This is a genomic window from Nitratifractor salsuginis DSM 16511 (genome assembly GCF_000186245.1).
Lineage (GTDB): Bacteria > Campylobacterota > Campylobacteria > Campylobacterales > Sulfurovaceae > Nitratifractor > Nitratifractor salsuginis.
Genome location: NC_014935.1, coordinates 782,078 through 802,964 on the forward strand (window position 1 = coordinate 782,078; position 20,887 = coordinate 802,964).

18 protein-coding genes and 2 tRNA genes are annotated in these 20,887 nt (G+C 56.2%); 10 read left to right on the top strand and 10 right to left on the bottom strand.

Features of this window, described 5'->3' with window-relative positions:
- Window positions 1-5: 5 nt before the first annotated feature.
- A complete protein-coding gene (locus tag NITSA_RS03955) occupies window positions 6-3,446 on the bottom strand; it encodes an acyl-[ACP]--phospholipid O-acyltransferase (RefSeq protein WP_013553735.1) in 3,441 nt (1,146 codons plus the stop codon).
- Window positions 3,443-4,120, bottom strand: coding sequence for a MerR family transcriptional regulator (locus NITSA_RS03960; protein WP_013553736.1), 678 nt, complete (start codon window positions 4,118-4,120; stop codon window positions 3,443-3,445). The genes NITSA_RS03955 and NITSA_RS03960 overlap by 4 nt, the downstream gene beginning before the upstream one ends.
- Window positions 4,121-4,466: 346 nt before the next feature.
- Between NITSA_RS03960 and NITSA_RS10785 the strand changes: the two genes are divergently transcribed.
- Window positions 4,467-5,003, top strand: coding sequence for a hypothetical protein (locus NITSA_RS10785; RefSeq protein ID WP_013553737.1), 537 nt, complete (start codon window positions 4,467-4,469; stop codon window positions 5,001-5,003).
- Window positions 5,004-5,263: 260 nt separating this feature from the next.
- Complete coding sequence (locus tag NITSA_RS03970) at window positions 5,264-6,100, top strand: M15 family metallopeptidase (RefSeq protein WP_013553738.1); 837 nt, start codon at window positions 5,264-5,266, stop codon at window positions 6,098-6,100.
- A gap of 49 nt (window positions 6,101-6,149) precedes the next feature.
- Here the strand turns inward: NITSA_RS03970 and NITSA_RS03975 are convergent.
- From NITSA_RS03975 to NITSA_RS03985, 3 genes are all read right to left on the bottom strand, one after another.
- Window positions 6,150-6,224, bottom strand: a tRNA-Gly gene (locus NITSA_RS03975).
- Window positions 6,225-6,238: 14 nt separating this feature from the next.
- Window positions 6,239-6,323: transfer RNA gene (locus NITSA_RS03980), tRNA-Leu, on the bottom strand.
- A gap of 47 nt (window positions 6,324-6,370) precedes the next feature.
- Window positions 6,371-6,643: an HU family DNA-binding protein gene (locus NITSA_RS03985; RefSeq protein WP_013553739.1), complete on the bottom strand. Its 273-nt coding sequence runs from the start codon at window positions 6,641-6,643 to the stop codon at window positions 6,371-6,373.
- A gap of 171 nt (window positions 6,644-6,814) precedes the next feature.
- Here NITSA_RS03985 and NITSA_RS03990 point away from each other — a divergent pair, with 171 nt between their 5' ends.
- From NITSA_RS03990 to acnB, 3 genes are all read left to right on the top strand, one after another.
- Window positions 6,815-9,250, top strand: a complete 2,436-nt coding sequence (locus tag NITSA_RS03990) for an FtsK/SpoIIIE family DNA translocase (RefSeq protein ID WP_013553740.1) — start codon at window positions 6,815-6,817, stop codon at window positions 9,248-9,250.
- Between the two features lie 62 nt (window positions 9,251-9,312).
- On the top strand, window positions 9,313-9,711 hold the full coding sequence (locus NITSA_RS03995; protein WP_013553741.1) for a hypothetical protein: 399 nt from the start codon (window positions 9,313-9,315) through the stop codon (window positions 9,709-9,711).
- Window positions 9,712-9,864: 153 nt separating this feature from the next.
- Complete coding sequence (acnB, locus tag NITSA_RS04000) at window positions 9,865-12,438, top strand: bifunctional aconitate hydratase 2/2-methylisocitrate dehydratase (RefSeq protein ID WP_013553742.1); 2,574 nt, start codon at window positions 9,865-9,867, stop codon at window positions 12,436-12,438.
- Window positions 12,439-12,546: 108 nt separating this feature from the next.
- Here acnB and NITSA_RS04005 read toward each other — a convergent pair whose 3' ends face one another.
- The 4 genes from NITSA_RS04005 to NITSA_RS04020 form a co-directional block, all read right to left on the bottom strand.
- Window positions 12,547-13,443 carry an SAP domain-containing protein gene (locus NITSA_RS04005; RefSeq protein ID WP_013553743.1) on the bottom strand — a complete coding sequence of 299 codons (897 nt, stop codon included), beginning with the start codon at window positions 13,441-13,443 and terminating at the stop codon, window positions 12,547-12,549.
- A gap of 151 nt (window positions 13,444-13,594) precedes the next feature.
- On the bottom strand, window positions 13,595-14,764 hold the full coding sequence (locus NITSA_RS04010; protein ID WP_013553744.1) for a calcium:cation antiporter: 1,170 nt from the start codon (window positions 14,762-14,764) through the stop codon (window positions 13,595-13,597).
- A gap of 142 nt (window positions 14,765-14,906) precedes the next feature.
- On the bottom strand, window positions 14,907-16,229 hold the full coding sequence (locus NITSA_RS04015) for an NlpC/P60 family N-terminal domain-containing protein (RefSeq protein ID WP_013553745.1): 1,323 nt from the start codon (window positions 16,227-16,229) through the stop codon (window positions 14,907-14,909).
- Window positions 16,226-16,426 (bottom strand): DUF2905 domain-containing protein, encoded by a 201-nt coding sequence (locus NITSA_RS04020; protein ID WP_013553746.1) that lies wholly within the window; start codon window positions 16,424-16,426, stop codon window positions 16,226-16,228. Before NITSA_RS04020 ends, NITSA_RS04015 begins: the two co-directional genes overlap by 4 nt.
- Window positions 16,427-16,591: 165 nt before the next feature.
- Here NITSA_RS04020 and NITSA_RS04025 point away from each other — a divergent pair, with 165 nt between their 5' ends.
- A complete protein-coding gene (locus NITSA_RS04025; RefSeq protein ID WP_013553747.1) occupies window positions 16,592-18,028 on the top strand; it encodes a DNA recombination protein RmuC in 1,437 nt (478 codons plus the stop codon).
- 84 nt (window positions 18,029-18,112) lie between these two features.
- Here NITSA_RS04025 and NITSA_RS04030 read toward each other — a convergent pair whose 3' ends face one another.
- Complete coding sequence (locus NITSA_RS04030; protein ID WP_013553748.1) at window positions 18,113-18,451, bottom strand: winged helix-turn-helix transcriptional regulator; 339 nt, start codon at window positions 18,449-18,451, stop codon at window positions 18,113-18,115.
- 98 nt (window positions 18,452-18,549) lie between these two features.
- Here NITSA_RS04030 and NITSA_RS04035 point away from each other — a divergent pair, with 98 nt between their 5' ends.
- From NITSA_RS04035 to NITSA_RS04050, 4 genes are all read left to right on the top strand, one after another.
- Window positions 18,550-19,098 (top strand): cysteine hydrolase family protein, encoded by a 549-nt coding sequence (locus tag NITSA_RS04035; protein ID WP_013553749.1) that lies wholly within the window; start codon window positions 18,550-18,552, stop codon window positions 19,096-19,098.
- A 110-nt stretch (window positions 19,099-19,208) separates the two neighbouring features.
- Window positions 19,209-19,457, top strand: a complete 249-nt coding sequence (locus NITSA_RS04040; protein WP_013553750.1) for a hypothetical protein — start codon at window positions 19,209-19,211, stop codon at window positions 19,455-19,457.
- Window positions 19,447-19,863 carry a type II toxin-antitoxin system VapC family toxin gene (locus NITSA_RS04045; RefSeq protein WP_013553751.1) on the top strand — a complete coding sequence of 139 codons (417 nt, stop codon included), beginning with the start codon at window positions 19,447-19,449 and terminating at the stop codon, window positions 19,861-19,863. The genes NITSA_RS04040 and NITSA_RS04045 overlap by 11 nt, the downstream gene beginning before the upstream one ends.
- Window positions 19,864-20,089: 226 nt before the next feature.
- Window positions 20,090-20,851, top strand: a complete 762-nt coding sequence (locus NITSA_RS04050) for a TIGR01458 family HAD-type hydrolase (RefSeq protein ID WP_013553752.1) — start codon at window positions 20,090-20,092, stop codon at window positions 20,849-20,851.
- Window positions 20,852-20,887: the final 36 nt, after the last annotated feature.

Sequence of the window (20,887 nt, forward strand, 5' to 3'; positions counted from 1 at the left end):
GCTTCTCAGCTCTGGAGCTGCTCGGCTAACCTCCTGGCCCCTTTGAAGTCGGCTTTGCCGCTGGCGAGTTTGGGAAGAGTTTCGACTTGATAGACGGAGTCGGGCCGCATAATGGGGGGCAGGTCAGAGGTTTTGATCCTCTCGATGAGCTCCTCGGGGGCGATCTCTCCGCTGTAGAGCAGGACGATCCGCTCTCCCTTTTTTTCGTCGGGGAGGGCCACGGCGGCCAGTTCGATCCCTTCGCCCAGCAGTGCGGCGAGCTTCTCCTCCACAGCACCCAGGCTGATCATCTCTCCGCCGATCTTGGCGAAGCGGCTGTAGCGGTCGACGATGGTGATGAAGCCGTCTTCATCGAGGTGCCCTTTGTCCCCCGTCTTGTAGTAGCGGACTCCGTCGATTTCGGCGATCACTTCGGCGGTCTTCTCCGGGTCGCGGAGGTAGCCTTTCATCACCTGCACCCCGGCGACCATAATGAGACCGTCCTCACCGGTGGGGAGTTCCTCCAGGCTTTCGGGGTCGCTGATGCGGATCAGGGTGCCGGGCAGGGGCTGGCCCACGGTGCCGGGGCGGTTGCCCTGGATCACCCGGAAGGTATCGGGATCGAGCCTGTCGGGCATATTGACCGAGATCACCGGAGAGGTCTCGGTGGTGCCGTAACCCTCGTAGAGTTCCACGCCGAACTTGGCCCGGAAGGCCTCTTTGATCTCGGGCTTGAGCTTTTCGGCCCCGGCGACACCCATACGGATGGAGGCGAACATCAGGGGGTGCAGTTTGCGGTTACGGGCGTAGAGGCGGAAGAAGGTGGAGGTCCCAAAGAGGATCGTCGCCCCGTAGCGCGCCGCCATCTTGCCCACGCTGAGGGCATCGGTGGGATCGGGGACGGCCGCCACGGGGATCCCTTCGCAGAGCGGCAGCAGGGTGGTCACCGTCAGCCCGAAGCTGTGGAAAATCGGCAGCGATCCCAGGATCAGGTCATCGTCGCTGAAGTTGAGCATGGCGCTGACCTGTTTGATGTTGCCCAGGAGGTTGCGGTGGCTCAGCTCGATCCCTTTTGGAGTCCCTTCGCTCCCGCTGCTAAAAAGGATGGTCGCCGTCTCCTCCAGCGTCACCGGCTCGAAATAGAGCGCCCGGATCCAGGAGGCGGGCAGGAGCAGGGCCCGGGCCATCGCCAGCGCTTTGGATCGGGTATCGAAGCCTTTACCTACCGTCTCGGCCATCAGCAGGCGCTCCCCCAGGAGTGCGGCGGGGTCGAAGCCTTTGGCGGAGAGCTTTTTGAGGAATTGCTCGGAGCTGATCACGGTCTGGAGCCCGGCCCGATCTACCGCCGCCTCCATCGCTTCGGCGGAGAGAGTGTAGTTGAGATTGACGGGGCGTTTGCCCAGGGCCATCAGCGCCAGGTTGACGATGCTGCCCGCGGCGGAGGAAGGCAGCAGTACCCCCACATTCTTCTGGTCTTTGAGCGCAGGTTTGAGCGCTTTGATGAAAAGGAGCACGGCGGTGAGCAGCTGCACGCGGTTGAGGTCGGTGCCGGAGGCGTCGGCGACGGCCCGCTCGAAGGGGTGCTCTTTGCAGCGGCGCAGCCACTGGAGGTGCAGAGGCTCCTGCCGGTCGATGGTCTGGTCCCAGGCACGGAAGGAGAGGGAGCGCACCGCCTGCTTGACCCGGTCGGCCCTGGCGTCGGAGGGTAGCGGCGCACCGAACCAGACCCCGAGCTCCCGGCGGGCGCCGTGGCGGGAGACCAGGCGGTAGCGGGGGTTGGCCCGGGAAAAGGTCGAGCCCCAGAGGCCGTGGAGGTAAAAGGGGACGATGGGCACGTCGCACGCCTCCATCACCTTTTCGAAGCCCCTTTTGAATTCATTGAGTTGGCCGTTGTAGCTGATACGCCCCTCGGGAAATAGGGCCACCACCTCTCCGGCGTCCAGACGCCTGCGGATTGCTTCGATGGCCCCTTTGGAGGCGGAGCCCGAGATGGGAATCATATCAAACCACCGCAAAAACCAGCGCAGATACCACTGCTCGTAGATCCGTTTCTCCATTACGAACTTGATGGTGCGGGGGCTGGCGACCTGGAGGATGAGCCAGTCGATCCAGCTGATGTGGTTGCCCAGCAAGAGCACGCCCCCCTTGGGAGGGAGGTGCTCCAGCCCCTCCACGCTGAGGCGGTAGCGGGTGCGCAGCAGGGGCAGCAGCAGGAGCCTGGCCCCCAGCTGGGGCAGCTGCAGCAGGGCATAGACCGCCGCCGCGAGGGTGAGCCAGGCGGAAGTATGCAGGATCCCCAGGGTCGAGAAGCCCGTCCAGACCATCAGGATGGTTCCCAGCAGGGCGGCGAGCATCGCCAGGTTCTGGACGAAGTTGCTGCCGGCGAGGATCACCCCCAGCTTCTCCAGGGGAGCCAAAAACTGCACCGTGGCATTCAGCGGCACGATGGCCAGCCCCCCGAAAAAGCCGAAGGCCAGGGTGGCTACCCCCATCCAGAAGGGGGTGGCGGAGGCGGCTAGGAGCGTCAGGGAGGCAAAGAGCCCGAAGGCTCCCAGGGGGACCAGCCCCAGCTCGATGTGCAGCCGGCTGAAGCGTCCGGCCACGAGGCTGCCCAGGACGATCCCCACGGCGCTCAGGGCCAGCAGCCCCTGGATCATCACGGTGTTGTCGTCGCCGGTGAGGAGCTTGTAGTGGGTGGGGAAAGCGGCGATGATGAGCTGCGAAAGGCCCCAGAAGACGGCCAAACCGACGATGGAGAGCCAAATGTTCCGGTCGCTTTTGAGGGTGGAGAGGTTGCGGCGCAGGTACTCCAGGCGCAGGTAGCGGCCCAACTCGAAGAGTTCCCGGTTTGCTTCGCCCGTGGAGGGGATGCGCCGGGCAAAAAGATACTCCATGCCGCTCATGAGGATGAGCCCCCACCCCAGGGGTGCCACGGAGCGCAGAACGTTACCGGAGGCACGGCTGCCATCGTAGAGCCCTTCGAAGACCCACGAGAAGAGAAGGCCGCTGACGAGGATCGCCGCGATGGTGAGGGCCTGGACCAGGGCGTTGGCCGCCGCCAGCCGCTCGGTGCCCGCCAGGTGCCGGATGAGGGCGTATTTGGCGGGGGAGTAGAGGGCACTCTGGACCGCCAGGAGCAGGGTCATCCCAAAGGCGGCGACGAACCAGCCCTGATAGTAGGACAGGGTCGCCGCCACGGCCAGGAAGAAGCCCGCCAGGGCCATCCCCCGGACGATGCGGCTTTTGTCGAAGCGGTCGCTGAGCCAGCCCGAGGGGGAGAAAAATAGGATAAAGGGCAGAAGGATCAGGGCGTTGACCAGGGCGCTGAGAATCAGCAGAGTATCGCCGGAATAGCTCTTGATGAGGACGTTTTGGATGGTGATCTTGTGGGCGATGTCGGTCATGGCATTGAAGACCAGCACCAGCAGAAAGGGGGCAAAACCCCTCAGGCTCAGCAGCGTTTTCATGAAGTCTCCTTCACTTTGTGGCGGTCGCCGAAACGCTGGCGATAGGTTTCGAAGAGCTGCATATTGAAGAGGTAGGGTTTGAGGATCAGGGTCGCGTCGAAGAGGGCTTTGATGGTGCGGTTGGTATCGAAGCTGTATTCGATGAGGCGCTGGGCCAGGTCGACCTCTGATCGGGCGACGGAACGGGCGTGGGCTACATAGGCCTGGACCAATTCTCCGTCGGGGTCCACCGCCTCGAGTTCTTTGAGGATTCTGAGGATCTCCAGCTCCTTTTCGCTGAAGCCCCCGTCCCGTTCGAAGATCACGTTGTTGATGAGGTAGTGGTCGAGGCGATCGCAGTCGATTTCCGCAGCCTTGCAGAGCTCTTCTTTGGTATAGCGCCTGGGGGAGGGGGGCGCCATCAGAAGATCCAGGGTATCGAGGATCGACTCATACCCCCGGCTTAGGTCAAACTCCTCCCGCTGCATCAGCTCCCGGATCTGATCGATGGAGGCATTGAAATTTTTCTGGAGGTATTTGATAAATTTGATCCGCTCGACGAAGCTCTCGTCATAGAGATGGACATTGGGTTTGGGCTTTTCAGGCTCGGGTAGCAACCCCTCTTTGATGTAATAGAGGATCGTCGATTTGGGTGTATCGGTCAGTTGGACCAGATCTTTCATTTTGAGGGCCATTCGGGGCTCCTTTGGGTATTTTTCAGCATTTTAACCTGAAAAGTAAAAAGTGTCAAGTATGACTTTACAAATAATTCAATTCCCATAAAATGGATAATATTTGGCAAAATGGCCCTACTGTGTATTGTATATTCATAAATATAAACACTTTGCTATTTCCGGGGTGTTTTTTCGTCCAAAAACATTGATTCCCACAAAATCGGACTATTGCATACAGATAAAAATTTCAATCTTTTTTCACAGAAGAGAAGTACTGTGAAGCGGAAAAAGCCGATCCTTATATTGGCTGAAGAAAAACTCACTACAATGCGCGCGACGATTCAACATACTGAACAGAAGGAAACTAATGAAAAAGATTCTATTGATCCTCTCGCTCCTCATCGTTGTCGGGGGAGGTCTGCTCTTCGCCCTCAAGGGAAAGAGCAGCTATGAGCCCGAAAAATATTCGCTGCAGGTCAGCCCGGAAGGGAAACCTTTCGGAGTGGGATCGACCTTGGCCTTCACACTCCCCGATCAGTTCGGCAAGAGCCACAGCCTCTCACCGGATACCCGCACCGTTGCCTTCGCCTTTTCCAAAAAAGCGGGGCACATCATCCGCAGCGCGATGCAAAAAGCTCCCGCCGGCTTCCTCCAGCGTCACCACGCGGTGCTCATCGCCGATATCAGCGGAATGCCCACCGTCATCCAGAACCTCTTCGCTCTGCCCGATCTGCGCAAGAGTCACTACTCTATGCTGCTCATCTACGACAAGAATATGGCCAAGCGCCTCGAGCAAAGCGAAAACGCAGAGCAGGTGGTCGTGATGCATCTCGATCACGGCAAAGTCAGCTCCATCGAACACGCCGAGTCCCCCGAAAAGCTCCTGAAACTCCTGAGCAAATAGCCTTGGCTGCCCCCTATGGGGTCTTGTTTAACCTGAAATCCTCTCGATCACTCACGGGATCGGCGACACTGACAGAATATTCACAGAGATTTCATACACTACTATTGAAATGACCAATCTTCTTTTCGCACCTGCCGGTATTGCCGGGATGGAGTGAAAACCTTGGAGTCATAGCGGCTTCGCTCACGTCTTTTGTGTTAGAATTGATTGAGATTCACTGTAGGCATAAGAAGTTATTGAGTGTGAAGAGAAGGGTCGCTATGAAATGGATGAACTACACCGTATCGCTTCTGCTGGGAAGCTCCCTCTGGTTGCAGGCGGGTTGCCCTGATCTGCTCAGAGCCTATCCGCAGCAACTCAAAGAGTGCCGGGGCAATACCCTGATCTGGAGAGACGGAACCCGTATGCGCTACGATGACGGAAAGAAGAACAAAAGTTTCGAAGAGCTGCTCAACCGTCCCGACCTGGAGGATATGTTTCATTACCGTTATCCGAAGGGAAGGGCCGGTTACGGGAAAGCTCCCGCAATCAATCACGACCCGGGACGGATCCGCTACGAGCCTTTTTTTCGTAAGATGTACGGCAACAGCGCTGCACAGGTAAAGGGGCATTTGACCACCATTCCCTGGCTCCCGCGTAATACCGGAGGGCGTTACCGGGTCACGGTCACCCGGGTCAACGGTGTGGATCGGAGACTTGCCGCCGTCTCCCGTGATCTGGATACCCTGCTGCGGCGCCACCCCGAGTACAAAAAATACCTCGTTCCCATGGGCGGGACCTTCAAATGGCGTAAAATCGCCGGGACCCGTCGCCTCAGCGTCCACTCCTTCGGTGCCGCCATCGATATCAATGTCAAACACTCCGCCTACTGGCGCTGGAACAAAGGTCCCTACCGCTACCGCAACGAGATCCCCCTTCCCATCGTCGAAACCTTTGAAAAGCACGGTTTCATCTGGGGCGGGAAATGGTACCACTACGATACGATGCATTTCGAGTATCGGCCGGAGATCCTGGGGGCGTCCGGAACAGGGAGTCATAAAAAGATTCGAAAGAGCGGGAAAAAGAGATCGGCTGCTGAACCTGCCAGTCTGTTCTAAAGTATAAAAATGTGAGAAAAGAGGGAAAAATAAAAGGAGAGTGATTCGATGGAGCGGGAGACGGGATTCGAACCCGCGACCCCAACCTTGGCAAGGTTGTGCTCTACCCCTGAGCTACTCCCGCACCGATTCAAAATCTGGTACCTCGGGCCGGACTCGAACCGGCACACCCGAAGGCGGCAGATTTTGAATCTGCTGCGTCTACCAATTCCGCCACCGAGGCATACTTTTGGGTGACGGAATTGTAGGGAATCGAAGCTTAAAGAATGTTTATTCTACCGCTTCTTTGAGAAGTTTTCCCGGTTTGAATCGGACACTGTATTTGGCGGGGACTTTGACTTTACGGGTCGTGCCGGGGATGGTGATCTCCCGCTCGTTCTTCTTGACCGCCTGGAAGGAGCCGAATCCGAGGAATGAGACGTTTTCCCTACGTTTCAGCGCTTCGGTAATGGTCTCGAGTGCCGCATCGATGACCGCCTCGGTATCCTTTTTGGAGAGGCCGCTTTTCTGGGCGACTTCGGCGATAAAATCCGTTTTCTTCATCTGCATTCCTCCTTTGGATTTTGAACTATTCTAGCATAAAGCGTATTTCATTTTGTCAATGATAGGTAACACTTTGTGAAGAAGATGGTATACAATCACCGTCGAAAGAGTCGCGTAAGGGAGATTCATATTGATATGTTATAATATGGCTTTAACCGAGAAGGAGTGTATGTGCGGATTGTAGCGGTGATTATCGGTGCCATAGTTTTGATCTATGGAGCTTTTTCGACGGTGATGCACGACACTACGCTCGTGGGGCAGGTCGGACGGCAGATCGGCACCTGGAACCTGCGCCTCTTCGGTTATCTCGCCTATGTGGACTTCTTGATCCTCTTCTATCCGCTCTATCTTTTCTATCGCGATCCTTCGGTGATGAAACGACGGGAAGGGTATGTGGGGTGGATGCTCTTTTTCATCTCCCTGGTGATCCTCCAGCCCCTTCTGGTCGGGCGCATCCAGAGCGGGCTCATCGGCCGGGAGCTCTATGATGCGATGATCCCCTTCATCGGCCTGGCGGGGCTTTGGCTCTTCTGGCTGATGGTTTTCGCCCTCTCTCTGACCCTGGTGATGGATGGGGAGTGGAAAGTTGCCGATCGTTTGAGCCACTGGCTGGAGCGGCGACGTGAGAAGCGCCGGGAACGTCTGGAACAGCGTGCGGAGAAAAAGGCTATGCGATCCGGATCGGTATCGGTCAAATCGCCAAGAAAGCGAATCAAAGTTCCCACGATCTCCTTCGCGTGGATCCGGGAACTTTTCCGCAACCCCTTCGACCACAATCGGGAGAAGGAGATCGAGCGGATTATCACGATGGATCTTCCGCCGATCGAAGTGGAAGATACGATCAAAAATACCCCCCGCAGAAAACCGAGGGGGCTCCCCGCCGCCAGGCGCCGAGTCGATAGCGAACCCGAAGAGGAGCTCGAGAGTTACAAAAGCGAGCTGGAAGAGAACGTAGAGCAGGAAGAGACGCTGCTTGAGAGCCTGGAGCAGGCTCCTGCGGTGTCTCAAAATCGAGAAGAGCCTGAAGAGGAATTGCCGTCCATCCTCGAGGAAAAACCGGCAACGAAAAATGCCAAGCCTACCCCCAAAACGACCCGCAAGAGAGAGAAAAAACCGGCTTCCCCCGGTAACGTGACCATCGTCGATCAGCTCGAAGAGAATGCCAAGCTCCTCGAAGGGATCGAAAAAGGCAAGATGGCCAAACCCAAGAATTTCCGCCTCCCCAAGCTCGATTTTCTGGCCAAACCTCCCCGCAGCTCCAAAAAGATCAACGAAACGGAGATCGACCGGAAGATCGGGGAGCTGCTGGACAAACTGGGGCGCTTCAAGATCGAAGGGGATGTGGTCCGCACCTACAGCGGTCCGCTGGTCACTACCTTTGAATTCAAACCGGCTCCCAACGTCAAAGTCTCCAAGATCCTGGGCTTGCAGGATGACCTGGCGATGGCGCTCAGTGCCGAGACGATCCGGATCCAGGCCCCCATCCCGGGGCGTGATGTAGTCGGGATCGAAATCCCCAACGAGACTTTCGAGACCATCTACCTGCGGGAGATCCTGGAGAGCGATCTCTTCAAAAATTCCAAATCACCTCTCACCGTAGCCCTGGGCAAGGACATTGTGGGCAATCCCTTCGTCACCGACCTCAAGAAACTGCCCCATCTGCTTATCGCGGGGACCACCGGAAGCGGAAAGTCGGTGGGGATCAACGCGATGCTTCTCAGCCTCCTTTACCGCAACGACCCCGACCGGCTCAAGCTGGTCCTCATCGACCCCAAGATGCTGGAGTTCAGTATCTACAACGACATTCCCCATCTCCTCACCCCGGTGATCATCGAACCCAAAAAGGCGATCTCGGCTCTGGCCAATATGGTCCACGAAATGGAACGGCGCTACAAAGTGATGGCCGAGAGCCGGGTCAAGAATATCGACAATTACAATGAAAAGGCCCGCCAGGAGGGTTGGGAGGAGATGCCCTTCATCGTCGTCGTCATCGACGAGCTGGCCGACCTGATGATGAACGGGGGCAAGGATGTGGAGTACTCCATCGCCAGATTGGCCCAGATGGCACGGGCGGCGGGGATCCATCTCATCGTGGCTACCCAGCGCCCCAGCGTCGATGTGGTCACCGGGCTCATCAAAGCGAATCTCCCCTCCCGCCTCAGCTACCGTGTCGGGCAAAAGATCGACTCGAAGGTGATCCTGGACCAGATGGGTGCCGAGAGTCTGCTGGGCCGGGGCGATGCCCTCTTCACCCCTCCGGGAGCCATCGGCCTGGTGCGTCTTCACGCTCCCTGGAACAGCGAAGAGGAGATCGAGAAGGTGGTCGAATTCCTCAAAGCCCAGCGGGAGCCCGAATATGACGAGAGTTACCTGAGCGAGGGGGGTACCTCCGGCGGAGAGGGAGAGGGTGATGTCGACGAAGAGCTCGATCCCCTCTACGAGCAGGCCAAAGAGATCGTCCTGACCGACAAGAAGACTTCCATCTCCTATCTCCAGCGCAAACTCCAGATCGGCTACAACCGCTCCGCCAACCTGATCGAGCAGCTGGAGCGCACCGGCGTGCTCAGTGCCCCCAACGCCAAAGGGCAGCGGGAGCTGCTGCTTTAGGTTTTGTTCCCATCGGGTAACGAAGAGACGCTACAATACACTATCCAAGCAAGGAGTGGAATATGGCCTATTTCAGCAAAGCGAAAGAGGGAGACAAGGTCTACGGCCTGGTCTTCGGCAAAGGAAAGATCCTCGAAGTCTATCCCGACAGCCACTATTCGATTATGGTTGAGTTTGACAACGGCTATCAGGTTCCCTATACCGAGGAGGGAGTTCCCGGTTGGGGCCGCTTCAAAAAGCAGACTCTCTTCTATCGCAACGATGTGGACCTGAGCAACGCCGACTTCTCCCCTGTGGAGAAGATCCTCTCCCCCAGGAAGATCATCAAACTCCGGGAGAAGAAGCAGCTTCAGGTCCGTCTGCCTTCCGGGCTCTGGGTCAATGTCAAAAAGGCCGATCCCGATTATGTGGAGGGTCTGCTGGAGAACGAAAAGTACCACCTCTTCCGCAAAAAGCCCTGATCGAAGCCTCGGCTGCGGGAGCGAGGCTCCCCGGCTGTAACCATCCGCTACACACTTCATTCCCTACTTTCTTTTATTTTTCTTTTTATAAAAGAGTTTCATCGAGCTTCTGCTACCATCTTGTTACCAATACCATCAAGAGGGAGAACCTAAATGTCTCTGATCGAAGATTACAAAAAACATACCGAAGAGCGCGCCAAACTGGGCGTTCCCCCGCTGCCCCTCACGGCACAGCAGACCGCCGAACTGGTCGAGCTCCTCAAGCAGGATCCCATTCCCGAAGAGGAGTACCTCCTCGACCTGCTCAAAAACCACGTCAACCCCGGGGTCGATGACGCCGCTTACGTCAAGGCGGCCTTCCTCAACGACATCGTCCAGGGCAAAGCCCAGAGCAAGGCGATCAGCCCCGTTGAGGCGGTACGGATCCTCGGTATGATGCTGGGCGGATACAATGTCGGCCCGCTGGTCGATGCCCTCAAACACTCCGATGCCGAGATCGCCCAGGCGGCCGCCGACGAGCTCAAGCACACCATCCTCGTCTACGATGCCTTCAACGATGTCAAAGAGTTGATGGATCAGGGCAACGAATACGCCAAGCAGGTGATCGAATCCTGGGCCAACGCCGAGTGGTTCCTCAACCGTGAGCCTCTGCCCGAAGAGATGAAACTGACCGTCTTCAAGGTCCCCGGCGAAACCAACACCGACGACCTCTCTCCCGCCAGCGAAGCCTTCACCCGCTCCGATATTCCTCTGCATGCCCAGTCGATGCTGGTCAACCGGATGGATAATCCCCTCGAAACGATCAAAAAGCTCAAAGAGCGGGGCAACGACCTGGCCTATGTGGGCGATGTCGTCGGAACCGGAAGCTCCCGGAAATCGGGGATCAACTCCGTGCAGTGGTGGTTCGGCCACGACATTCCCGGCGTCCCCAACAAGCGCACCGGCGGCGTAGTCATCGGCTCCATCATCGCCCCCATCTTCTTCAACACCGCCGAGGACAGCGGTTGTCTGCCCATCGAAGCGCCCGTCGACGCCCTGGAGACCGGCGATGAGATCGTCGTCAAACCCTACGAGGGTAAGATCCTCAAAAACGGCGAAGTGGTCAGCGAATTCACCCTCAAGCCCAACACCCTGCCTGACGAGATGCGCGCCGGCGGGCGGATCCCTCTCATCATCGGCAAGGGTCTGACCAACAAGGCCCGCGAAGCTCTGGGCCTCGGCCACAGCGACGTCTTCACCAAGCCCGAGCAGCCCGCCGACAGCGGCAAAGGCTACACCCTGGCCCAGAAGATGGTCGGTAAAGCCTGCGGTATGGAGGGCGTGCGCCCCGGAATGTACGTCGAGCCCGTCGTCACCACCGTCGGAAGCCAGGATACCACGGGCCCGATGACCCGCGACGAGATCAAAGAGTTGGCGGCCTTGAGCTTCGGCGCCGACCTGGTGCTGCAGACCTTCTGCCACACCGCCGCCTATCCCAAGCCCGCCGATGTGGAGCTGCAGCACACCCTGCCTCCCTTCTGGACCAGCCGCGGCGGCGTGATCCTCAAGCCCGGCGACGGGGTTATCCACAGCTGGCTGAACCGTATGATCCTCCCCGATACTGTCGGAACCGGCGGCGACAGCCACACCCGCTTCCCCATCGGGATCAGCTTCCCCGCCGGCTCCGGCCTGGTCGCTTTCGCCGCGGTAACGGGAATGATGCCTCTGAATATGCCCGAATCGGTTTTGGTGAAGTTCAAGGGCGAAATGCAGCCCGGTATCACCCTGCGTGACCTGGTCAACGCCATCCCCTATCAGGCGATCAAAGAGGGGCTGCTGACCGTCGAGAAGAAAGGGAAGAAAAACGTCTTCGCCGGACGGATCCTGGAGATCGAAGGTCTGGAGGATCTGAAGGTCGAGCAGGCTTTCGAGCTCTCCGACGCCTCCGCCGAGCGGAGTGCCGCCGCCTGTACCGTCAAGCTCAACAAAGAGCCGGTTATCGAGTATCTGCGCTCCAACATCAAACTCCTCGAAAAGATGATCGAGCAGGGCTACGAGGACAAGCGTACCCTCCAGCGCCGGATCGACAAGATGAAAGCGTGGCTGGAGAACCCCACGCTGATGGAGCGGGACGAAGACGCCGAATACGCCGCCGTGATCGAGATCGATCTCAACGAGATCACCGAGCCCATCGTCGCCTGCCCCAATGATCCCGACGATGTGGCGACTCTGAGCGAAGTGCTGGCCGACGAGAAGCGGCCCAAGAACATCGACGAAGTCTTCGTGGGAAGCTGTATGACCAACATCGGCCTCTTCCGTGCCCTGGGTGAGGTGCTCAAGGGCGAAGGCCCCGTCGATACCCGCCTCTGGGTCACTCCCCCCACCAAGATGGACCAGAAAGAGCTCATCGAAGAGGGCTACTACGCTATCTTCGGCCAGGCGGGAGCCCGCACCGAGATCCCCGGCTGTTCCCTGTGTATGGGGAACCAGGCACGGGTCCGGGACAATTCGGTCGTCTTCTCCACCTCTACCCGGAACTTCGACAACCGGATGGGTAAAGGGGCTCAGGTCTATCTGGGCTCCTCCGAGCTGGCGGCGGTCTGCGCCCTGCTGGGACGCATCCCCAGCAAAGAGGAGTACCTGGAGATCGTCAACAAGAAGATTACCGACGATAAGAAGGATCAGGTCTATAAGTATCTGAACTTCGACCAGATCCCCGAAGAGATCCTCGACGAGATGATGGATTGATTCTTCTTTCGGCGCTTTTGAAGCGCCATTGCTCCTTTTCTATACTTCAATCAAAAGGTATTGGTCTATTTGATCGAAAATATTTTGTTCATCTATATATTTTGTCTTTCACTCTAAGCTCCAGCAGGGAGACTCATCTTGACAAGCATCTAAGACTTCCTGAATAAGTTCCTCCGACTTAGCAGGTTTTACCGCTATTCTGGCTGCATTTATATATTCACGGCATAAATCTGCAGCGATAATTTTACACTGAGAGAGATTGGGACGATAGATTGTTCGTGGGAAATTGCCTACATTGGCATTGATGATCCGATCAATAAGTTCATCTTTACTACCGGAAATTTTGAGAGAGTGTTTTCTGGCGATCTCTTTGAGGTCAATGAGTCTGTAATTATCATTAATATATGATGAAATTGTTTCTTTTGTCATATCTATTTTTTTAATAGCACCATATTTCAAAAGTAATTCAGCTGTTTTTTTTGGAAGGGTCAACAGTGAGCAGTCTGACTGACTCTCATATTTATCCACAGTATTTACGATAAAAATTAGGGACTTTTGATTTGAAGCAAGGTCTGGATATTTGGTGAGTTTCGCAAATGTGTCAGTCTTTGCAAACTGCTTAAAAGGTTGTATTTCAATCTCGAACATTGGCATTTGCCTGTAATAGTAGGATAAGGCTTCCTCGAAAGAGTTTAGAGTCAGGAATCCTTCTTTGATATCCTTTTTCATATCGTTGATGATATCTTGATCCGGCACTATTTTCTTAATAGGTGGGATGGTAAAAGCCGAGAAGAATTCTCGGAGATCTCTTTTAAACGTTCTTATGTCATAGAATGGCTTCTCTGATACTATATTGATCTCAGGACTTCTCTGATGTGGACTGATGTTCGTTGAACCATTTAGGCGTTTTTCGGATGTTGTGACTGTTGGTGTGGAATTGAAAAATTTCTTTGGAGTGTGTTTTTTATCTGATGTTTTGAATAGCTTTTTTATAAATTTGAACAATACTCATCCCTTTCTCTTCCTACATTCGATAAAGTTTTCTATTTTAGATAGTTCTTTTAAATAAAATCAAGATTAGATTCCATTTTATCAAAGAATAGTGAAAAGGGTACAGTGCGGGTCGCTATTTCATCAAGATCCCCACCATAAAATATTAGTGGTAGAGGGTCGCGATGATGGCGTATCCTACGAAGAACATCAAGTGGCTGATCCCTTCGAAGTAGTTGGTCTCTCCATCGTCGGTAGTTTTCCAGGCTAGGATGATGGTCAGGATCAAAGCTCCGATCTGGAAGGCGTTGAAGTCCAGGGTCAACTGGATGCCGTTGAAATAGGCCAGTCCCATCAGGATGGGTACTGTAAGCATAACGGAAACGGTGGAGGCGCCCATCGCGATATTGATGACCCGCTGGATCTCGTCGTCGCGGGCGGCTTTGATGGCGGTCATGATCTCCGGGGCTACGGCGATCAGCGCGATGATGAGCCCTGCCAGGCCGGTGGAGATTCCCTGTTCTTTGGCGATGGGCATTCCGTCGCTGGCCAGTAGCTCCGCCAAAACCCCCACGATGAGGATAAAGAAAAAGATGGCGAAAAAGTTGGCCACGTTGCCCAAACGGTCGAAGATGTAATCTTCGTCCTCATCCTCCTCTTCGTCGTGTTTCTTCTTGATACGGAAGAGGCGGCTCTTGGCCGTGGCTTTGAAAAAGTGGGAGTGGGTCCGGGTTTGGAAGATGAAGATTGCCACATAGAAAAGGATCAGCATCGAAGCGATCATCACCGAAGCTTCGAAAAGCGTGTGGCTATCTTCGGAGTAGGTGAGGATACTGGGGACCAGCAGGGCCGAAGAAGCCACCAGCAGAATGGTGGTATAGGTGCTGGACGTGTCTTCGTTGTGCTCCTGCTCCTTGTAGCTCAGTCCTCCGATGAAGACCGCCAGGCCCAGCAGGACGTTCATATCGACGATCACGGCCGAGATGATTCCCCCTTTGACCGTTTCCAGGGCTGCGGGGTTGTGGACCCCCTCCCGGACGATCATAAAGAGAAGGATGATCTCTACCGCGACGGCGGAGAAGGTCAATACAAAACTGGCATAGGGTTCGTCCAGCCGCTCGGCGAGGATCTCGGCGATCTCGGCGACGGTGATGGAAAAAGCACCGATAGCGATGGCGGCACTGATGACGGAAATGTAGGGACTGTGCGTCATATGGAAATAGAAGGCCAGTGCTCCAAAGATGCTTCCGATGATGATGTCCGAATATTCAGAAAGAAAGTGAAGGGTAGGATTGTAGTGGGTGTGATTAGATCCCGACGGAGGTTGTGAATCCAAGGTTTTGGCTCCTGTTTCAAAAGTTAAGGGCGAATCATACCATAAATGAAGAGATGGAAAAGTGAGGATTAATGAGCAACCGAGCAACCGAGTAACCGAGTAACCGAATAATGGAGCGATAGGGCTTCTCAGCGCTCAACTCTCAAAAGGTGATAATCTGCTGCAGGGTGTTGATCAGTTCGCTCTTTTTGCGGGTATTGGGGAGCTCGTCGCCCGGGTGGGTGGTGGTGATGATGGTGCGGCAGAGGGGGTATTTGCTCCAATCCTTTTGGCGGATGCCCCAATAGGTATGCATGATCACCGGTTCCCCTCTGTATTTCCCCAGATAGAGGGTGATATGCCCGGGGACATAGAGCATGGAGCGGAAGGGCTTGGCATAGCGGAGGATGGCGGCCTTTTTTTGAGTTGCAGGCAGCCCTTTGATCTTCGTGGCGTGACCCGCTTTCACCTGCTTGGCGGAGTTGCGCTTGAGAAAAATCCCGAATTCGGCGAAAAAGTCCCGGGTAGTGGCGGAGCAGTCCCGGGTCATCATCTTGCCGCCCCAGCCGTAGGGTTCTCCGTAGAGTTCCCGGGCGATCCTCGCGACGTTGCGCGGGGTGAAGCGCAGGGGTTTGAGGGCGATCAGCTTCTTGGAGGGACGTCGGATGCGGGTTAGGAGGGCTTGGCCCCGGGCGCCCCGTCGGGCGAAAAGGAGCCACCGGCCGCTGCGATCCAGGGGGAAGAGGGTGCTCATCTTGATGAGACTGTAGCGCTTCTTGCCTTCTTTGAGCCAGAGGTCGTCTTTGGTCGTCAGATAGTAGCGACCGGTTTTGAAAGCTTTGATAAAACGCTCATTGACCAGGGCGATGTCTTTTACCGGCACCCAGCCGTTGGCGTGGGCCGCCTGCACAAAGGCCCAGCGCCCGTCTTTGGAGTAGTGGGAGAGGTAGAGGGGGACATTGAGATGGAGTTCGCTGTTTTGCAGATAGTCGAAGGGAAAGCCCTCGGTGCTCTTCCAGGGGTCCCGGTAGGCGGGTGTGCGGGTCGGCAGGGCGCGCAGGTCGGTGTGCCGGACGCTGATGGCCCGGGCACCCACACTGCCCAGCTTCTCCATCTGGGCGTTGCGGACCCAGGCTTGGCGGCGTTTCATCGGGATCAGCCGTTTGCGGGTATCGTAGAGCTTGCGCTTCAGTACAAAAGGGGTAGCCCAGAGGAGTTCCTCTTTGGGCTCCTCGATTCGGTAGCCAGGCTCCCAGGGGCTGAAGTAGATCCGGTTGTATTCCCGGTCGTAAGCCAGCTGACGGCTGCGGCTCATCGGCCGGAGCTGCCGGGCATAGTAGGCGGGGTTCTGGGGGATGGTCCGCATATCCCGGACACTTTTGAAGGGGAGCCGGTCGATGGCGCTGCGGGGGCGCTTGCCGGGCTCCAGGTGCCAGGAGGCCAGGAGCCAGAGGGGCAATAAGCAGAGCCAGAGCGCTTGGATCATCGGTTGAAGAGCCAGAGAATGAGGCTGAAGAGGATGGAAAGCAGCAGCATCGAGGTGATGGGAGCGTAAAAGACGAAGTTTTCCCCCTGATAGCGGATATCACCGGGAAGCTTGCCGAACCATCCCAGCAGCCCATACTGCAAAGCCGCTCCCAGCAGGATCAGGAAGAGTCCCAAAACCATCAGCACTTTTCCCATAGAGGCTCCTTGGCATTTTCCAATGATTATAACACGCAGCGGTGACCCTCGGAAGTGCTTTCGATATTTTTGCATTGCGCTTTCATTTATGACACCGTGACATCCTTGTGGAGTCTTCGGGCTTTGGCCGATATAATTGAGTAACAATTCAAAATATGGAGCAATATGGAACTTCACATCGATCCGGAACAATTGCGAAATCTTCTCTGGCTTCTTGGCGGTTTCGTCGGGGGAGTCCTGCTTACCACACTCTGGGCCTGGCGCCTGGCTTCCCTGCGTCGCCGCCGCTGGGAGGAGGAGCGCCAAACCTTTGAGGAGCGTCTGGCGGAGTCGGAGATCCGGGAGGTGCAGCAGCAGGAGCGCCTGAGCCGACTGGAGCAGGAGCGTATCCGCCTCCTGACGGAGCTGAAGCGGATTCCCGAGCTCAGGGGCGAGCTCGAGGAAGCGCAGCGCCGGCTCGATCTTGGGGCAGAGGAGCGCTCGGAGCTGGAGCGGGAGGCAGAACGCCTGCAGACCCGTCTCGAGGAGCAGGAGCGCCACTACCGGCAGCTCACCGAAGAGCTCAAAGAAGCCCGTGAGACCCAGCGCAAAGAGTTCGAGCGCCTGGCGTCGCAGATTATGGAGCGCAACGCCCTGCGTTTCAAGGCAGTTTCCCAGGAGGGCGTAGCCCAGATCCTCAAGCCTCTGCAGCAGCAGGTGGAGAGCTTTCGCAAGCGGATCGACGAAGTCCATGGAGAGGAGAGCCGGGAGCTGGCGAGTCTGCTGGGAGAGATCCGCACCCTGCGGGAGCTCAATCAGCGCATCGGCAAGGAGGCGGAGAATCTGACCCGGGCGCTCAAAGGAGAGAGCAAGACTCAGGGGATCTGGGGGGAGATGGTGCTGGAGCGGATCCTGGAGGCTTCGGGCCTGCGCCGGGGCGAAGAGTTCGAGCGGGAAGTGAGCCTGCAGGATGGGCAAAACCGCCGCTTCCGCCCTGATGTGATCGTGCATCTGCCAGGCGGGCGGGATATCGTCATCGACGCCAAAACTTCCCTGCGGGCCTACGAACGCTATGTGAACGCCGAGAGCGAGGAGGAGCGCCACCTCCACGCTCGGGCCCATCTGAGCGCGGTCAAAGAGCACATCGCTGCCCTGGCGGAGAAGAACTATGCCGGATTGGAGGGGATCGAGACGCTGGATTTTATCTTTATGTTCCTCCCTATCGAGGGGGCTTTGAGCCTGGCGCTGCAGGAGGATCCGGGGCTTTATGAGCGGGCGCTGGAGCGTAAGATCGTGCTGGTGAGTCCCACGACGCTGCTGGTGGCCCTGCGGGCGGTGGAGAGCAGTTGGAAGCGGGAGCGCCAGAACCGCAACGCGAGGGAGATCGCCCGCCGCGCCGGTGCGCTTTACGACAAGTTTGCCCTCTTTGCCACCGATCTGGAGAAGCTGGGGCGACAGATCGAAACGACCCAGGGCACCTACCGGACCCTCTGGAACCGCCTGGGGCAGGGCAAAGGCAATATCCTCCGCCAGATCGAGGGGCTGCGGGAGTTGGGCGCCTCCACGAGCAAAGAGTTGCCGCCAAAGCTCAGGGAGGAATTGGAAGAGGAGCCTCAAAGCTGAAAAGATAGTTTGCCTTAAGATTCAAAAACCTTGCATCGAAACCCGTGTTTGCCGGGAATGTCGATCACCTGCCGTGCTCCAAGTTCAAAGATCGCTTTCTGCTTTATCCCGTAACTGCTCATCACCCCATTTTTGCAATGCATCGAGGATCGGCAACAGGCTTTGGCCCTTTGGGGTGAGGGAGTATTCCACTTTCGGTGGGACGACGGGGTAGACTTCGCGGTGGATCAGTCCCTCCTCTTCGAGGCGGCGGAGGGTCTGGGTGAGCATCTTTTGGGTGATGCCTTTGAGCTCCCGCCGGAGTTGGGAGTAGCGTAGGGTGCCGCGGCGCCCCAGATAGAAGAGCACCAAACCTTTCCACTTGCCGCTGAGGATCTCCAGAGCGTATTCAAAGGGGCAGATAAACTCTTTTTGCTGTTCCATCGGTATCCTTTTGGTATGTATCATACTTTTTAGTCAGTTCTTGACAAAAGTATACCGGCTCTATAGACTGTCGACAAATTTATCTCTCAGGAGCTGAAATGAACGAGATCGATGCGATGCTGATCGTCGATATGCAAAAAGATTACTATCCCGGTGGCCGCTGTGAACTTAGCGGGATTCTCACGGCCCACGCCAATACCTTGCGCCTGATCCGCCAAGCCGAAGTACGCGGGATCGAGCGGATCTATGTGCGGCATATCGCCGATGAAGAGGCCGCTTTTTTCGCCCAGGGGAGTGAAGGGTCAGAACTCCACGAGGAGCTGCCTCGGCAAGAGAAGGAGCGGATCGTCATCAAAGCCCACCCCAACAGTTTCCGGGATACGGAGCTGGATGCCTATCTCAAAGAGCGCGGCCATCGCCGTTTGCTCATCTGTGGCGCGATGACCCATATGTGCATCGATACCACCGTACGAGCGGGGTATGACCTGGGGTACGCGATCACTCTGGCCCATAACGCCTGTGCGACCAGGAATCTCTATTTCGGGGGAGAGAGGATACCCGCCCAAACGGTTCACAACAGTTTTGTCGCGGCAATGGACGGGAAATTCTGCCGGGCCGAATCGACGGAACGGTTGATCGGCATTTAGAAGCGCTTTAGGCACTATGCTCCTAAGAGTTATCTTGAATAAGAATAAAATGATGAGGTAAGGATGGGTATGATATCATACATATAGTTCATACATACAAAGGATCTGCCTTGACTGTAAGAAAAAACTTCAACTTCGACGAGACGGTGGCAAAGCATCTCGAAGAGATCGCCAAAGCGGAGGGAAAGACACAGACGCAAATCGCTCAGGAAGCGATCGAGGAGCGCTATCGACAGATAGCCAATAAGAAAAAGTTGGAAATATTTGATGAGATCCAAGATGCTTTCCATGGAGTATTGACCGATGTGGATGCCAAAGCTGTACGTATCGAACAGGCCATAGAGAAATATGGCAAATAATATCTATTTCGATACCAATATCTTTCTCGATCTTCTCGACAGTACACGTCCTTTTGCCAAGGCGTCGGCAACGCTCTTTAGAGAACTTTTGGAAGAGGGGAAAACCGTCTACATCAACTCTGATACCGTGACGACAGCATTCTATGTGATGAGTCGGGCAAGACGATACCCACCGGAGGAGCTCTGTAAATTTTTTCAGAAACTCGTCTCTCTTTTCGTGATCGTGCCTGTTGAGAATAGTGAAGCAATGGATGCGTTCTCACTCTGTGCAGATCCAAACAATCCCTATGAGGATTATGAGGATACTTTGCAGTATATCTGCGCCAAAAAGATCGGTGCGGAATTTATCGTCACTAACGATCAATCATTCGTGGAGTTGGATATAGAGGTTCGAAGTGTGCTGTAGCCCTTTTTCATTTCACTGTGTCATTCCCGGCTTTGATAAGATGGCAGAGAGTCGAAGCTCAATGGACCCCCATTGCCCAGGAGTCGGGCTTTTATGACCTCAGCCATTTTGTCAAAAACTTCCAGCGGGCCTATTCGCTAAGCCCCGGCAAGTACCGTGGGGAATCCAGGAAACTCTCAGCCTTTGATATAATCGAAGAAGAATGACTTGTCGCAGGAGGTACGCCGTGAAGAACGTCAAAGGGATTCTGATGGATATCGGCGGGGTGCTCTATGTGGGCGAGACCCCGGTGGCTGGAGCAGTGGAGGCGGTAGCCAAGCTCCGGGAACGCTATGCCCTGTGCTTCGTGACCAATACGACCCGGCGTTCCCCCGAAAGCGTGCGGCAGAAGCTTTTGAAGATGGGCTTTGCCATCACACCCGAGCAGCTTTTTACGGCTCTGGCGGCGGCTCGGCGCATCGTCGAAGAGGCGGAGGGAAGGGCCGTGACGATCCTCACCGAAGAGGCGGAGAGGTACTTCGGCGAACTGTGCAGTATCGATACGGTTTCCCACTTTGTCGTGGTGGGGGATGCGGGAGAGAATTTTACCTTTGCGCGGATGAACCGGGGCTTCCGCGCCCTGATCCGCGGCGCCCGGCTCATCGCCGCGGCCCGGAACCGCTATTTCAAGGATGCTGACGGTGAACTTTCGCTGGACGCCGGAGGTTTCGTCAAAGCCCTGGAGTATGCGGCGGGGACGGAGGCGACGGTGGTGGGTAAACCGAGCTGGGAGTTTTTCCATCAGGCGCTGAAGTCGATGGGTGTGCGCCCCGAAGAGGCGATCATGGTAGGTGACGACATTGAGAGCGATATCGCCGGAGCCCAGGCGGCCGGCATCCGCGCGGTGATGGTACGCACGGGCAAATTCCGCCCTGCCGACCTGGAGGGGGCGATCTTCCCCGACGCGGTTATCGACTCGGTGGCTGAGCTGCCGGAGCTGCTCGAATAGGGCTTTTTATCCCCATTTACGATAAAATTTCCCATA

Bases quoted from the DNA above. Each gene is read 5' to 3' on its own strand.
- NITSA_RS03955 (WP_013553735.1), bottom strand. From the start codon at position 3,446: ATGAAAACGCTGCTGAGCCTGAGGGGTTTTGCCCCCTTTCTGCTGGTG.
- NITSA_RS03960 (WP_013553736.1), bottom strand. From the start codon at position 4,120: ATGGCCCTCAAAATGAAAGATCTGGTCCAACTGACCGATACACCCAAA.
- NITSA_RS10785 (WP_013553737.1), top strand. From the start codon at position 4,467: ATGAAAAAGATTCTATTGATCCTCTCGCTCCTCATCGTTGTCGGGGGA.
- NITSA_RS03970 (WP_013553738.1), top strand. From the start codon at position 5,264: ATGAAATGGATGAACTACACCGTATCGCTTCTGCTGGGAAGCTCCCTC.
- NITSA_RS03985 (WP_013553739.1), bottom strand. From the start codon at position 6,643: ATGAAGAAAACGGATTTTATCGCCGAAGTCGCCCAGAAAAGCGGCCTC.
- NITSA_RS03995 (WP_013553741.1), top strand. From the start codon at position 9,313: ATGGCCTATTTCAGCAAAGCGAAAGAGGGAGACAAGGTCTACGGCCTG.
- acnB (WP_013553742.1), top strand. From the start codon at position 9,865: ATGTCTCTGATCGAAGATTACAAAAAACATACCGAAGAGCGCGCCAAA.
- NITSA_RS04015 (WP_013553745.1), bottom strand. From the start codon at position 16,229: ATGATCCAAGCGCTCTGGCTCTGCTTATTGCCCCTCTGGCTCCTGGCC.
- NITSA_RS04020 (WP_013553746.1), bottom strand. From the start codon at position 16,426: ATGGGAAAAGTGCTGATGGTTTTGGGACTCTTCCTGATCCTGCTGGGA.
- NITSA_RS04025 (WP_013553747.1), top strand. From the start codon at position 16,592: ATGGAACTTCACATCGATCCGGAACAATTGCGAAATCTTCTCTGGCTT.
- NITSA_RS04030 (WP_013553748.1), bottom strand. From the start codon at position 18,451: ATGGAACAGCAAAAAGAGTTTATCTGCCCCTTTGAATACGCTCTGGAG.
- NITSA_RS04035 (WP_013553749.1), top strand. From the start codon at position 18,550: ATGAACGAGATCGATGCGATGCTGATCGTCGATATGCAAAAAGATTAC.
- NITSA_RS04045 (WP_013553751.1), top strand. From the start codon at position 19,447: ATGGCAAATAATATCTATTTCGATACCAATATCTTTCTCGATCTTCTC.